Source organism: Nostoc sp. PCC 7524 (assembly GCF_000316645.1).
Lineage (GTDB): Bacteria > Cyanobacteriota > Cyanobacteriia > Cyanobacteriales > Nostocaceae > Trichormus.
The window spans coordinates 4,354,331-4,370,363 of record NC_019684.1; the positions used below are offsets into that span (position 1 = coordinate 4,354,331).

Sequence of the window (16,033 nt, forward strand, 5' to 3'; positions counted from 1 at the left end):
ATAATTTACTCTGTGGGGAATGCTTGCAAAAAAGCTTCATCATCCTTAATATCTAAAATAGTTCTTTCTTGTCTGCTCAAATTAAAATCTTGACCATTTTTATCTGTTAATTTATTCATACCTTCTTTTAAGCTTTCACCGACCATATGGTATTCTTTAATTAAGTTAGTATTGCCTTTATGTATTAACTGCATTTCTATAACTAATGTTTCTAGTTTGAGGCTGATCTGATTTGTCAAAACTTCAATATTACTGCTGACATTCTGCAAATTTTTACTATTACCATCTAGTTGGTCTGATACATTAAATAAACCTGAATTTACCCTTTCTGCATATTGATTGACAGAATTTATGAGTTCCTGTAAGCTCATTTCCACTGTATTCAAGCTATCAGCTTTATCTACAATTTTTTGTTCTAATTTATCCAGCTTCTTAATTGCCCTCGAAAAACTATTCGCCCCTTGTTTCATTTGGGGGATAATGTTTTCTAGATTGCTTTGATTAGATTGATTTAGATCGAATACTTGCACAGAAGTTTGCGTCAGATTTTTAATATCCACCCCTAATTTAATTAATTCTTGATTACAAGACTGCACTTCCTGCAATAGTGTAGAGAAAGATGCCACTGTAGCAGCCAAACTTGCAGCTGATTGGGAAAATTGCGATTGTGTACTACTCAAATCTGCCGTAGCGGTTGACAACTGTTGAGGAAATTGACTTCTTTCAAAGATTTCCGCAGATTGTTTAAATATTTGAGATTTTGCATTCAGTTCAGCAATTGTATGCTCAAATTCATTAGCAGCACTTGAAATAGTACCTGCCGCATGATAAAAACTCTCATAAACTTGTCGAGCTAACTTAATTGTTTCTTGATTCCCTTCAGCAATTTGTTGAGCTACTTTTCCTATAGATTGTTCAACTGCATCCCGGACTGTAGAACCAAATCTAGTTAAAAACTCATCCTGCTGAGTTACCATTTTCTTCACGATTTTGTCGAGACGAGTATCACCCTGTACTTCAGGTTGATAAACGTTATCTAAGTAATCTTCTAGAGAACTTATCAATCTATATTTAAGCAAGCCAGTATTTTTGAACCAATTAAATACTGTTAAAGCAGCACTAAATAACAGCCCAATTAAACTGGTTGTAAAAGCAATACTCATACCTGCTAGTGGTTTTTGTAATTGAGCAACTAAATCACTAACGTTACTGGCATTTGTTTGATTGATTGTTTCACTAAGTGCTGTTAAGTTTATGGTGATACCTATAAAAGTTCCAAGTAAACCAAACGCTAACAGCAAATTAGGGAGGATTCGACAAAAATAATCAATTTGTTCACAGGTTAATAACCAAACTTTTTCGCGACTATAAATGTGGTCTATTAATGCTGCTGTATTCACTTGGTCTAAGTCTTTACTGGCCTGCTTAAATCTGCGTTGTAATTTCTCTAATATTCTTGGCTGTTCTCCAGGTGATTCTCCATCAATTAACCGTCTGACACTCTTTTCTAGAGATAACAGATATCGATAGAGAGCTAAACGGAGAATCATCGTCCCGATAGCTGGGATAACAACAAGTACAAAAGTGAAAAAAATTAAATAATGTAGTATTGATGGCATGAAAGTAATTAGTATGTGCAGAGATATTTAAGATAGATTGGCTGATGACAATTCACAAAAAAATTTAAAGTGGATATTGAATAAATATTCTTTGTTTTTCTCGCTCATATTCACTCTCAGTAATAAAACCTTCAGCCAAATCTTGTTTTAACTGCTCTAATTCTAAGCGTCGTCTGGCTCTATTATCATTAGTATCAACAGGTACATCAACAACTATTTCTCCAGTAATTACTTGTTGATTTGATGTTTCACTACTTACGGTTAGAGAGCGGTTTTGAGATGTTCTAAATCGCTCATTCATCTTTTTACGAAAGCGATTAATAATTCCTTCTTTGGCTGTAGGATCTGTGTTGACAAGAGTTCCCACGACAGCAACTTTATAGGGATAATTGGGACTATCTTCTGGTAATTCATCCACTGCTTGCACAAATCGCCGTAGTTTTGGTAAATATTTATTTTCCCAGAGTTCAGGTTGTTCAGCGATTACAGAAATTTCCTGTTCTAAAAGCTGTTTTAAAGCTTCAGTCATGTCACGACGGTTAGCTAGTTCTTCCAAAGCTTGATTCCACTCTGGACTCAACGCAGCCGTGTTGTAACTATCTCGCAAGGAATCATAATATTGAAACTCTAATTGCTGATTTTGCTGGTTTTCTTTTAGCAATTCAAATGCTAAACAAGGATAGAAAGCATCTTCCAGTTTTTCTAGTGCGATCGCATCCGGTGGGATAATATCTGGAAATGCCCTATGATGCTCGTTATGTAAAAAAGATGTAGCAGCATTTTGTTCGCGTATATACGGGTTTCTCATTTTCTCCAGACTACTAATTAATCTGAGAGGAAACCCAGCATACTCATTAACAATTAAAATTTCGTCGTTAGCTTGTGTCGCTTTTAAAATACTTGGTTCAATTCCCAAATCTTGAGCCAATAAAGTTTTAAACTGTCGTACTTCTAATTCATCAGTATCCTTGAAACCAATCAACTTACTGCTTTTAGCGGGATCTTCCCGGAAATAAGGATCACTTAAATTCAGCCTCAGTAGTGGTTCAGCTTCTTGCAACACTTGTGCTAAACGAGTTGAACGCGCTGCTAAAGGATACTTTTGCATGAAACGCTTAATAACAGAGTTAACAATATTAATCACACGAGAAGCAAATAAACTATCAACATTGAGATCAATTTCTGTTTGTAGTTGTTCGAGAGTAGCTCTTTCTCTATCGATAAAACTTACTAAAGATTTTCCCCTACCAGCAGGTTCTGTAATTTCAGAACTCGCTAACACTAGCTGTCTACGAAAATCATCTTCTGGTAACATAGTTTGGTAACAGCGATCAATATCTTCACTATCAAATATTGCTTCACCGCTCATTTCATCAAAGTTCAATTGTCTTAAATCACCATCTTGCTTCTCATAGACAGTTTGTAAATCTTCAATCAGTCTGCTGAAAGCCGTAACTTGATTACCTCTTTCCTGAACGTATTTTTGTAGCTCATTCACAATTTTTAGAGCTTCCTGAAGCACAGTCAAATCAAAGTTATGTTTAATAAGTCTGCACACTTCTTGCACGACTCTTTTAGATTCTGCCTGTGCTTGGTTATTTTTAGTATTGATTAAAGGAACACTAAATTTATTCTCAACATCTGCAATTATTTGGTCAGCATCACGCCATTTTTTATCAATATCCTCTAAGCGTTTCATCCCGCCAAAATCCGTAATTGATTCTTGTAAATCTCGCTGATAGTTATTAAGTTCATGTTGCAGAGCATCCAGCCAGTCCCGGCTGCTTCTAATAGAAAAAATAGATTCACTAGGATTCAGTAATTGGCTCAAATAATCATCAATGTTAGTCTTCAATTCTTTAATAATGTTAGGACAGGATTGTAGTAGCTTTGTTAGCCAAATACCTCTAATATTTTCGCTTTCTCCTGGTTGCACCTTACGAAATTGCTCTCGAAATTCTCTTGGTAATTGTTGACGAATGCTATTCCGATCATCTTTGTTTTGACACTCAGTAACTGCACGTTCTAATTTATTTTTCCAGCTACTAATAGTATTACTAAAATTTTTATTAGCATCTTCTACTGACTCAGCAATTTTAGTAATTAATCCATTTTTTCTTGCTAAGTCATTATGCCAACGATACTGAATTAAAAATTGCTCCAGCAGTTTCAGAGGATCTGGACTTTGACCTTTGCCATTTAACCAAAATCTGACTAGCGATAAACTCACACGGGTTAAAGCAATTTCCACAATAGTATCACGAGGAAAATAAATAGCTGCCAAGCCAAATGTTAGATATCGCTGACTATTAGGACGTGGATGTTTATCCCACTGAATCATGTGTTGTAAAAAATTATCTCTATATCCTTTAATAATAGGAGATAATTCCCCAGAAAAATCTAGGGCAATCTTGTGAGCAATTACATTACATAATTTACCTTGGTCAAGAATTTGATATTCTCCTCCTGTCTGATGAGAAACTAAATAACTATAGTCAAATGGTGGACGTTTCTCTTGAATAAATACTAAATTTTGGATGTCATAACAAACTTCAAATATTGTACTGGGGTTACTGTAGTAATCTAATTCTTTGAGAGCCGCATAAGTATTGGCACTCATATTAGGAGTATTGCCATATAATTCTGGACTAATTACTAAATAGCTGGCAATTTGAGAGCCTTGTTCACCATAAAGATGTCTGAGACTATAAGCAACATCCAAAAACATCCCGCTTCCTGTACCACCACACAAAGAACCAATCACAAAAATATTTAAACCTGGTTCAACTCGCATCCCTTTTCTGAGTAATAGAGAATCATGTCCTCTAGTCAGTCTTTCTGCGGTTTCAATTGCTGTTTTTATCTTTTGATAGTTATGAAAAAAAGCCAGTCTACCTACCGGTCTAATTCCTTTTGCACCTTCTTCAACTGCTTTAATATTTCGTAATAATTGCGGAGGAAACCATCTGGAAATATGGTCATAGGGGCCATAGCGAGTATATTCTGAACGTCTTTCTAGTCCTTCCACAAACATCGTTACTTCTTTGGAGGACATAGTGGCACTAACTTTTTCTGCTTCTCGAAAACTGAGGTCAACACCATGATAGGTACTACCTGTACGAATACCAGCTACTTGTGTTGCAGCTTTATCAGTATCGATATGAACAAAACTCACAATTGGCAGATTACTTAAATCTCCATAGCGGTCAACAATTAACCGTCTAATTCGCATCAAAACATCTCTGCCAGTACCACCTAAACCAATACAAATTGTGCGGTTAATTCCTCGATATTGCAGGTCATTTACAGTTGCTTGGCTCATAGATGCACCTTTTTGGCTATTTTTTCACTTTAATGATGATCTCGTAGTCGCGCTTACGAATATCGGGACAGTTTAAACGAAAGAAAGAACTAGATATTAGAGTACGTGAGGTAATTTCTCTATCTTGATAGTAAATAGGGGCAGAATTAGTTGGTACTAAGTAAAGCTTCTCACCTTTACGCTCCAAATATGCTCTGACTTCTACACCAGGACAATCAATAGAATCTACACAAGTAGCATCATATTCACCAATAGCAATACGTTTTTGATTAGGTAGTCGGCATTTTTGATCTTCTGGTTTGGCTGTTGCTTCAAAATCTATCATTAATTGCCATTTTTTCTGTAAGCGATAAAATTTCCAGGTAATTCCTCCGAAAGTCATTAATATTAACAGTAAAATTAATCCTGGTAGCCATAATTGTTTAGTTAAATAATGATTAACTAAACAAGTTTTTTCTCCACCTGGCGCTGGTGTACAAAATTCCTGTACAGTAGGGGCAATATCTACAACAGTAAGTTTATATTGTTTGTTATTTTGAGTTGTAATAGACTGCGATCGCGCTTGCAATGGTAAAGCTCTTAACCAGGCTTCTCGTTTTTTACTTTCTGGAGATCGCACTATGCGAAAAGCACTATCAGCAGGTGTTTCTACCCAAACTTGAGAAGTAATTCCTGGTTGGGTAAATAAAGGTGCATCACTAATCCAAACAACTGACTGCGCCTTAATTGGTTGTTGCTTTCGCAGGCGTACTTGATTAATTTGAGCAATACTTTGATAAATATTTAATTCTGCTCTTTGAATATCTGTGCCATAGCGATTAGGGTCAGAAACCAAAGGTATTCTTACTAAGATTTTATCAATACTTTCTTTGCTTTTACTGTTAAAGTAAATCGGTGTTCCTAATGGATTATTATCTGATGTAATCTCATTTAAAATTACATTCCTCGCAAAAGGTACAATGTAGGCTAAATCTCCAGGTTTAAGGCTATCTTCTACTATCTGACGTAAGCGGATACGACCTTCATCATTTAACCCCACGCTTTCCGTCATATCTATCGCTAAGACAACATCTCTTCCGCCACCCAAAACCGCAACCAATTCTAAACCAGTTTTTTGTAAAGATGTAAGCGGTTGTCCAGGAACAATTCGTGTAATTGTCACAAGTAACGCAGCCTATTGATTAACAGGATTTAATCCGCATATATACTTAAAATATTTTAATTTATATAATCGATACTGGTTTGTGTTAACCAGAAATAATAATGTTTAAAATATTAATGTAAGTTAAGTTAATACATAGTGACTTTACCCTGCAATATATGCCGAGATATGTAGCTATTATAACTGAGTGATGCAGTGTTTCCTCTAAAGAAATGTAAACTTAAAAATTCTACCTACATATTAAATTTCCCCAACATTCATCTTTAATGGGATCTGCTGGGGTAAAAATAATATGGTGTTCAAACTAACTCAGCCTCAGTTTGAGTTAACTTCAGTCTTCAGCAACCATAGCGTTTTTGATAGTAAGCCAAAATTTCCTGAACGCGTTGCCGACTCTCGGAGTTGGGTTTGCCGCTCCAAGAAATACACAAGCCTTCTATTTGACTTTGATCGTAATCAAAATGTTGAGAAGATTGGGGTATTAACTCCACTGCAACCCCCTCAACTTGACGCAAATGAGCAACGATCTCTCGATATACTGCCAAAGGTAAACCAGCAAATGCGATTTTTTCTTGAGTATCCATCCTTATAAAGCTCCCAGCAAGACGGTACTTGAGGGTGGTGTTGTTACCGAAACCGGAGTGCTAGGAGGATTTGTAGTTGACGGTGTGGAACCGACATCTGCTTCCCCTACCATTCTGGCGACCTCAATACCGTATTGTTCCAGAATTACAATCGGATTGGAACCTTCATTCATTTCAATTCTTTTAATCAAAAGACCATTTGCCAGTCGTTGTCCTGCTTGTACATAACGGCTAGTGGTTTCGTTTGGTATTTTGATAATTGCTTGGGGTTCTTTGCCTACAATCACGACACCAGTGACTACAACAGCCTTGGCTAAATCAGGTTGGACTGGCGGTGGTAGTACGGAAACTAAAGTGGGATGAGGGACAACTTGCGGCAACACTTTAGGTAAGACAGCAGTTAATTTAGGTGGTTTTGCTACCTGTGTTACCTTGTTTGGGTTGACAGTATTTTTATTGGTGTTGGCATTGACATTCGACACCTGTGGTTTGGTAGCCACTGGTAGAGGCGGCAAAGATGGAACTTGTCTAGCAGGTGCATTTTGCTGCATTTCCGGGACTGTTTGCCCCACAATTTGAGCAAATGGGTCATTCCGCCCTTTGGAAACCATAACTGCCCGTTCTGTGGCATTGGTAAGCTGAATCAAGTTAGGACTAGCTGTGGTGCGTTTTGTGTCTTTGTTACCAGACACCACAGGGTTATTAAAAGATTGAGCTGCTGGTGGAGGGGTTTTAGCAACAGGTGCTGCTGTAGAAACAGGATTTACAACTTGTTGAGTATCTTCCGCAGCGCATCCAGCGATCGCTACAGTAACAATAGCTGCAACTATAATTTTGGTTTTTCTGCCCATTAGCTGTTCTCAAAAGCTATAGGAAAATTGATTGGTGGAAATTCACAATACCTATGTTTAAGGCAAAGCGTTGTTACCTTTATAACCTAATTTTCTAAAATTCAAGGGTTGTCTTTAGCACTAATATTTCAGCATAAATGCTGTGGACTTAATCAAAACTTAATCATCCGCCACACACATCAGATGTTTCAACAAGTCCAGCCCTTTTTTAACTCTTCGGGAAACTGTAACTACACTAATCCCCAAGTGTTCTGCTACTTGCTTTTGGGTTAGATCCTGCAAAAATACACACTCCAAAACCTCACGGGTGCGTTGTTCTAGCTGAAACAGTGCTTGTTGCAGACGAATTTGGTCTTCTTGTGCCAACTGAAAACTACGGTAGTGGTTGTCAGGAACTAATTCTCCCAGACTTGTCGCTCCTTCTTCGCCCTCTTGTACTGGTACATCCAGACTGAGAGGCGAACGATTCACCCATGCTAATTTGATATCCTGCCATTCGTCTGGGGAAATTTCTAGTGCAGCTGCTAATTCGGAGTCTGTGGGTTGGCGATTATATTGTTCGCGCAAAGACCGGGAAACCCCTATAGCCCGTTGTTGTATGGCTAAATAGCGTCTGGGAATTCGTACCGTCACACCCTTATCTCGGAGATAGTGTTGAATTTCACCCCGAATATAGGGAATAGCAAAAGAACTGAAAGCGTGTCCTTTAGCAATTTCAAATCTTTCAATTGCCCGAATTAAACCCAGACAACCAACCTGAACTAAGTCATCATAACTTTCACGACATTGATTCATCCAATAGTGAGCTTCTTTTCTTACCAGTCCAAAATTAAGTTGTACCAGTTGATTGCGAACAGTTTCTGAGCGAGATTGTTGATATTCTCGCAATAACTGCCAAATTTCATACTTTAGTTCGTTGGTAGCTGTGGTAGGCATAGCACCGGGTTTATTGACTAAACAATCAACTACTCGCTTTTAAACCAGGCTGCGATCGCGCGATATCAAAACAAATATCATGCTATATGCCCCAGACAAATTTATAGTTAAGTTACATTTTTGATGAGCAAAATGCTCAGGGGCAGACAATCGAGCAAAATTTAAATCAGCGAAAATGGTTTTGTATTCTAATTTATTGTGGTTGTTTGATGCAGCTTTGATTAAACTACATAGAGCCAAAATATAAAATTTTTGGCGAAATTTAAAACCGCGATTGTACCTAACTTAGTTTATGAATAATCAGTTTGACTCCTCACTATATTTTGGTAAGTTGTAGGACATAATTTCTCAGTAAAGTTACTAGCAATTCATCTAATCTTTAAATCTACTCAGTGGATTCGGCGTAAATCAACATAGTTATTTCAGTCTCTTGTAAATCTTCAAGAGTAGCCAGAACAACTTATGACTAGATCATGATTACTGAGAAATGAAAAAAAATTTACCTTCTTTAGATTGGCTGAAATATTTAGTGGTCATTCAATTGGTAACTAGGAATATCAGGAGTAATTTCAGTTAATAAAAAAAGGGCTAACAGCCCTTTTTTATAGATCAGTCTATTTTCACTTAGATCGAAGGAGTAAAAACCCATTTACCCCCAAGTAACTAGGGGATAAACGAGTGAATTCTCAAGACGTAAGTTGCTAGGTACAGAATTTTGTCCTGAATGCTAACCACTGGCAGCAATCAGAAGATTTAGCCACGGTTGGGTTCGACCCTAGCGTAAAATAGACCGCGAATTTTGACTTCTTTGGGTTCATCTGCACCTAAATCGGTATCAGATGGTTGATTGCTCTCGAAAGTACCAGCAATTTCACCACTAGAGCTATCCACTTTAGCTACTTGGAGAGAAATTTTGCCGTTGAGAATTTCAGCGCGCTTAACGTTAGCACGGGTTAGTTCTTCGTCATCGGCCTGAGCTGGAAGAGCGACAGCATTATCATAGCCGCTAACAATACCACGACCTTTCGGATCTAAGAAAGCAGCACCACGATAGGAAGGTACTTTAAAAGAGCCTTCAAAGTCTGTGGAAGTATTCACACTGGTTAAACCAGGTTGTGTTTGAGCAACTAAGCCTTTAATGGTGAACAGGAAAGGTACTCGCTCACCACCAGGTAGCTGCACGGTAATAGCTTGGAAATCCAAACCATCATTTTCTACAAAAGTCAAGCTGTTATCTGGGTTAATCTTCAGATCACCGGAAACTTGGTCAATGGTAGAAGTGTATCTGGTTAACAACTTGCCAGCCACAAATTCTGCTGCTTGGCGTTTATTTGCAGGTTCTTCTTTAACGAAGAAATTGGTTGGTTCCAAGCAGAGTTCTTTAATGGCATAGGATTGGCTAGAATCCAGAGGAATTGAACCACGGCTTGTTTCTGCCAGTTGGGGGCATTTGTTAGCCAAGCCAGTGCCTCGGATTTGTTCATAAGTGAGTACATCTCTACTGCTAGCGGTGGGAGCATCACTACAAGCAGTGATTAGCCCCAAACACAAAGCCAAGAATGCAACAATTAAAGCGCGATACCTCATGGTCAACCTCAATGTCAAAAATTATTAATATCTAAAGGGTTTGGGCTGGTGAATGAACAAATTTGTTTCCAGAGAGAAGTACGTACTCTCATGAACACGAAACTGGTTGTGCTTCGCGTTTTGCCAGTGCTGTAGGCATTGGCAGCGTCGCTCCAGTCGTTTTGTATTATGTATGTGTCACTACTACATACAGCCCATAGCTTTATAGGGAAATCAGCCAGATCATACGATTTTTTTTAACTCAAAATCAAAGCTCTCTAAATCTCAACCCAGTAGCTTTGATCTCATCTAGCTATCGTTGAGTCTGTGGGAAGCGTCACTGCTCATCTAATTGACAGCCCACAATCTCCGGTAAATTTGAGGAGACATAATTTTCACGGAGTAGATTGCATGAACAAAAACAATGGTTCCGAATCAGCACATTTGCCCGAAAAACTGCACAAAATTGCTGCTGTGGTGCATGATGTAGCCCAGGGCTATCAAGGAGATGTTATGGCTCTTTTACAATTGCTACGCCAGTTAGAGCAGCTACACCGGGAAATCCGAGATGGTGCTTTTCAGGAGAGTTTGCCTAATAATCGTCAGCACCTTTACGCACTACTGAAAGATATTGAGTCTGAGGGTGGTTGGCCTTATATTGAGCGCATGAGGCTACAGGCGTTTTTAAGGAATTTTTTACTAGAAGCAATTGATGAAGACAGCCCACAGGACAATAGTGATGATATGTTAAGTGGCGATCGCTCCTTCACTTAGCTATCTAAATACATGAGTTGACAGTGGAATAACTGATCTAAATTCTGTGGCGAAAATCATCACAAAGTGAGCGATCGCGCTCTTCTAAATTGCTGTTATGTTTCAGGTAATTATTTACCCAAATGCAACTACGAGATAGTAAGTCATCAATATCTAAATTCCACAAAATGATCGTGTTGTCATCACTAGCTGATGCTAGGGTTTGACCATCAGGGCTAAAACTGACACTTAATACGGGGGAATGATGACCGTTGAGGGTCTTAATCAATTTACCCTCACGACTCCATAACTTGACTGTGCTGTCCCAATTAGCAGAGGCGAGTATTTCACCATTGGGACTAAAAGTTACACCATTGACACTATCACTGTAACCTTTTAATAAGGTTTGTAACAAAGTTCCATCTCGTCGCCATAATCTTACTGTATTGTCCCAGCCCGCAGAAGCTAGCAATTGCCCAGTGGGACTAAAACTCACACCTAATACCCAGCTATCATGAGGGGCAAGAGTTTTGATTAAAGTTCCATCTCGTCCCCAAAGTTTAACTGTTTTGTCATCACTGGCAGAAGCTAAAACCTGCCCATCAGGACTGAAACTCACACTGTTGACTCGTTCCTGATGTGCTACTAAGGTTTTGAGCAAAGTACCATCACGCTTCCACAGTTTGACTGTCTGATCTCTACTCGCTGATGCTAATAAATCACCATCAGGGCTGAAAGCAAGACTCATCACACCATCATTGTGTCCTTGAAGAGTCTTCAAGAGAGTACCATCAAGACTCCACAGTTTTATAGTTCGGTCGTAACTTCCAGAGGCTAAAATTTCCCCTTTGGGATCAATACTCACAGTATTAACAACATCCGTATGACCCACCAAAGTTTTGTCAAGGTGTGTTTTGGTCTTACCGTGACTAGAAGCTCGTCGCCACAGTTTCACGGTGCGATCGCGACTCCCAGAAGCTAACGTCCGACCATCAGGACTCCAAGCTACGCTCAACACCCGATCTTGATGACCCCGTAACACAGGTAGAGCAGCAGTTTCCAAACTCCAGATTTTTACACTTTTGTCATAGCTACCTGATGCTAGGGTTTTATTATCGGGACTAAACACCACGCTAACAACAGCATCACTATGTCCTTTGAAAGTTTTGATGAATGTGCCAGCTTGGCTCCAGAGGTTGATGGTATTGTCATCGCTGGCAGAAGCTAACTTTTGACTATCCGTGCTAAAATTGAGGCTCCATACTGTGCTGGTGTGCTGCTGGAGGGTTTTATAAGCTTGGACTTCCAGAACATCTTGATTAGTGCTATCTACTTGCCAAAGTTGGATGGTCTTATCTCGTCCAGCTGAGGCTAGCATCTTACCATCTGGGCTGAAAGTCACTACAGTCACACCCAACTTATGTCCATGCAAAGTGTTGACTAAACTACCATCTCGTCGCCAAATTTTCACCGTTCTATCTTCACCAGCTGAAGCCATAAATCGGCCATCAGGGCTGAAGCTGACCCAATTCACCGCTCCTTCATGTCCCTTGAGTGTTTTGACTAAGCTACCGTCTCGTCGCCAGAGTTTAATGGTTTTATCTTTACTGGCAGTTGCTATTAACTCTCCATCAGGACTGAAAGTAACGTTATAAACCCAATCTCCGACTGTGGTGAGGAGAAGAGATGGTTTTTGGTCAAACAAACCCGTTGTCGGGTTCCTGCGCCATAGTTGTACGGTTTTGTCGAGGCTGGCTGAAGCTAAACTCTGACCATCCGAGCTAAAACTAACGCTGGTGACAGCACTTTTATGACCTGGAAGAGTTTGCACTAAAGTGCCATCAGGATGCCATATCTTGACGGTCTGGTCGGTGCTTGCTGATGCCAATAACTTACCGTCAGGGCTAAACGCCACACCCCAAACAATATCAGTGTGACTTTCCAAGCGATTTAACTCTGCCACTCCATAAACTGCCTGTTGTAATGCTGTCACCACTCGCATTTGGGTTTCTGGGAGAATTTCGCGTGTTTGTTTCAGTTTTTTCCAAGCCCGCAAACTTTCTAATAGGGCATCAAATTGTTGATTAGAAGTGTATAGGGCTTCACTAGATGCAGCGATCGCACTGATTTGCAAATTAATTTCGCTGCGTTCAGCCCGTACTGTTTGCATTTGCGCTACTCTTTTTTGCAAGTCAGCCTGCCACCACAAGGAAGCAACTGTACTCCCCATAATTGCCAGTAATACCCCTGCTATGCGTGCTTCTCGCAATCGCTTCCGTAAAACTAAATTGAGTTGCTCTTGAGACAGTTTTTGAGCTACTTCAGCTTCCTTTTTTTCACATCTCACTTTCTCTAATTCGGCAACTATCCCGTAATTATTTCTTCGCCGAATTGGTTCTACTAAATAGTCATGTACTAACTGGTAGTGAGAACCTGATGCTTCTCGCCAGTGTAATATTAAACCTGAACCAACTAAAATCTCTAAAATTAACTCCCAAACCGCATCAAACTCTGATGTGACATCCAGATGCTTTTTGATAGCGCCAACAAAATCAGATTTATTTTTTAACGGACGTGTACCTTTTTCATCAGTTAATTCAAATAATAATTTCCAACTTAAATCTTCGTTTTCTGAACCACAATCTTGAATAACCTCTTCCAGCCATCGTTCTACTAATTTTTCTGAACCACCAGAGAGTTTGTATTGTTCTAATGTAGTAATGTTTTCCGCTTGTAGTTGCGCCCCAACTATTTGTAATTCAATAGGATGAATTTCTCCCCGTTCTCCTGCTAAATCTTGTACCAATGTATTAATTAATTCTTCTCCCATTTTATAGTGGGAATATTGAGTGAAACTACGAATTATTCCTAGGGTATCTTGAATCGAAAAATTACCTAAATAATAACGAATATCTTTATCTAAAATATTTTCATTAATTATTCCCAAATCATATAAATCATCTTGGCTAATTTGACTTAAACGTTCAAACTCTAATAGATAATGCAAATAATCCTCTCGCAATGAAATAATGGTTTTGATATAGGGAATATTTAAGCATTCACTCAAAAAATGATAAAAATTAATTCTTTGGCAAGAACCACTGAGAAAAAAGAATTCTTCAAATTGGTCAAAAATCAGAATGATAATGTAATTGCGTTCAGCAGCTAATCGAAGTTTTTCCAGAAGAATCATAGGCGTAAATTCTGTAGCACTCGATATATCTGTCTGTGCTAATGCCTGATTAATGCAATGCCCTAAAGCTGTCACCCAATCAGTATATACTGATAAAACTATGGGTACAGGAATCCGTTCACCGATCACTTTTCCTCTTAAAGCTGGTACTAAACCTGCTTTGAGAATGGAACTTTTGCCAACTCCTGAAGGCCCATGAACTACTGTAAGTTTATAATCAGCACGGGTAATTCTTTCTATTAAGCGATTGATATCTTGTTGCCGTCCTGATGCAGCTATTTCTTGGGCTATCTCTTCTGGAATAGATGTAATTTGTTGTGGTTCTACTGCGGGGTTAATTCTATAGCGTTGTGGTTGTAATTGACTAGCACCAATGAAAGCACGAAAGCCATACTGGTGTTCTAATTGAATTTTTTCTTGCTTCAGTTTAAATGCTTCTAGATAGTCATGACGCGCTGTAAAATAAAGCGATCGCAGTTCTTCTAAAATTTCTAAATATAGTGCAGGTTCGTATTGGAGTTCACAAACTACTTTTGCCCATTCTAAATTATTAATAGCTTCTTCTCGCTCTCCTAAATTCAACTGTGTTCGTGCCAGTAATAACAGATACCAACTTTCCTGATGTCTAGGTATATCTGTTGCTTGTTCTGCGATCAAAAGAGCTGTATTAGCTAGTTCATGAGCTAGTATCCAATTCGATTCGGCAATGGCTACAGCTGCTAAAAAACCGTAATCTTGAGCAATTTGTGCTGATTCACCATAAGTTTTATGTAATTGTAAGGACTTTTGGCTTAAATATTTTAATTTATCCCAGACTTGTAAACGTTGCAATATTTCACAAGCAGAGACAATAAATTTAGCAACCAAATCCTCTCTTTCTGCCTTTTCTAATATCTCCAGACATTGCTGAAACCACAGTAAGGAATGTTGCCAATAGCTTAGATTAGAACCACGATGTAAATCTGCCATCCGGCGATAACATAGACCAATGTGAAATAAGATGATAGATTGCCAAATCTCATGAGAATAATTAGGCTGAACAGTTCCTAATTCTATTATTTTTTTTGCTTCCTGCTGCCATAATGATAGGCTTTTTTGATAATGCGATAAGGCACTATTAATTTGATCATTAGCATATTTATCTCTTCCCAAAACAAATTCTAAGCTAGCTTCTAGACCAGGTTCTAATTGCACACCATACAAACGCAGCAAATCATTACGAGCTGATTCAATTTCATGACGTTGTTGAGATTTGGGATCGAGATCAAGAGCAGCATTAGAGATAAATTTGTTAGCACCTATTTCTAAAACTTTCGCAAATAAAGATTTTGTTTCTTGTCGAATCAAGGCAATTAAATCTTCTTTGTCCATTTCAATTTTGATAGTGGTTGCAGCCCAGCTTTTAAAATCTGGTGCTAACCTAGAAAGTAATGATGCTACTTCATCTTGTAACCATAAAACTACTGGGAATGGGAAACTAGCTGCATAAATATCTCTGGCTTGGTTAATACCAATCAATAAATCATCAAGAGCAATAACTGATTCTAGACCAAACACCATGACGGCTGATGGTAAGGAATCCATAGCCACAGAAGGATGATCTAAGAATAATTGTGAAATAATTGTTGTATGTAAGGCATTAGTTGATGGTTGCAGAAAAATTTCTCTAATATTGATATCTTTGCTGAGAGAGCGTACTTCATCTAGCATTCGCTCTCGTAAATGACTATAGTTACAACGAATTAAAATGAGAGCAAATTGGTTTTGAGAAAGATTGATAGACCGAATCAATCTTTGTAAAGATTGTTGATTATTATTGGCGATCGCTGTTGTTAATTGGCATTGAGTCATAAAAACACAATTAAATAGATAAAAATCATTACAGCATAATTTAAAAGGCATATTATGCCTTTTAAATTGCTATTACCCATATGTTGCAAATATGAGAATATGTATTACCAAAAAACCAGATATTTGCTTTTTAGCGTATCTATATCAATTTAAAAACATCCTCTTTCAAACTTCCATAAAGTTTAGTCCTGTCAGT

Annotated in this window: 9 protein-coding genes; 1 reads left to right on the forward strand and 8 read right to left on the reverse strand. The window is 38.4% G+C overall.

Annotated elements, in window-relative coordinates; genetic code table 11:
* Positions 1 to 5: 5 nt before the first annotated feature.
* From NOS7524_RS17325 to NOS7524_RS17355, 7 genes are all read right to left on the reverse strand, one after another.
* Complete coding sequence (locus NOS7524_RS17325; RefSeq protein ID WP_015139790.1) at positions 6 to 1,619, reverse strand: hypothetical protein; 1,614 nt, start codon at positions 1,617 to 1,619, stop codon at positions 6 to 8.
* A 64-nt stretch (positions 1,620 to 1,683) separates the two neighbouring features.
* The gene (locus tag NOS7524_RS17330) at positions 1,684 to 4,941 is read right to left on the reverse strand and encodes a tubulin-like doman-containing protein (protein ID WP_015139791.1); all 3,258 of its coding nucleotides are present in this window, start codon (positions 4,939 to 4,941) and stop codon (positions 1,684 to 1,686) included.
* Between the two features lie 16 nt (positions 4,942 to 4,957).
* Positions 4,958 to 6,103: a hypothetical protein gene (locus NOS7524_RS17335; RefSeq protein WP_015139792.1), complete on the reverse strand. Its 1,146-nt coding sequence runs from the start codon at positions 6,101 to 6,103 to the stop codon at positions 4,958 to 4,960.
* Between the two features lie 338 nt (positions 6,104 to 6,441).
* Positions 6,442 to 6,687: a hypothetical protein gene (locus NOS7524_RS17340; RefSeq protein ID WP_015139793.1), complete on the reverse strand. Its 246-nt coding sequence runs from the start codon at positions 6,685 to 6,687 to the stop codon at positions 6,442 to 6,444.
* A 2-nt stretch (positions 6,688 to 6,689) separates the two neighbouring features.
* A complete protein-coding gene (locus NOS7524_RS17345; protein WP_015139794.1) occupies positions 6,690 to 7,538 on the reverse strand; it encodes a hypothetical protein in 849 nt (282 codons plus the stop codon).
* Positions 7,539 to 7,697: 159 nt separating this feature from the next.
* Entirely contained in the window at positions 7,698 to 8,474 is a 777-nt protein-coding gene (locus tag NOS7524_RS17350; protein ID WP_015139795.1) for an RNA polymerase sigma factor SigF, read from the reverse strand.
* A 753-nt stretch (positions 8,475 to 9,227) separates the two neighbouring features.
* Complete coding sequence (locus tag NOS7524_RS17355) at positions 9,228 to 10,061, reverse strand: photosystem II manganese-stabilizing polypeptide (protein WP_015139796.1); 834 nt, start codon at positions 10,059 to 10,061, stop codon at positions 9,228 to 9,230.
* A gap of 390 nt (positions 10,062 to 10,451) precedes the next feature.
* Here NOS7524_RS17355 and NOS7524_RS17360 point away from each other — a divergent pair, with 390 nt between their 5' ends.
* A complete protein-coding gene (locus tag NOS7524_RS17360; RefSeq protein WP_015139797.1) occupies positions 10,452 to 10,814 on the forward strand; it encodes a hypothetical protein in 363 nt (120 codons plus the stop codon).
* 37 nt (positions 10,815 to 10,851) lie between these two features.
* Here the strand turns inward: NOS7524_RS17360 and NOS7524_RS17365 are convergent, their stop codons facing one another.
* On the reverse strand, positions 10,852 to 15,837 hold the full coding sequence (locus NOS7524_RS17365; RefSeq protein WP_015139798.1) for an nSTAND1 domain-containing NTPase: 4,986 nt from the start codon (positions 15,835 to 15,837) through the stop codon (positions 10,852 to 10,854).
* Positions 15,838 to 16,033: the final 196 nt, after the last annotated feature.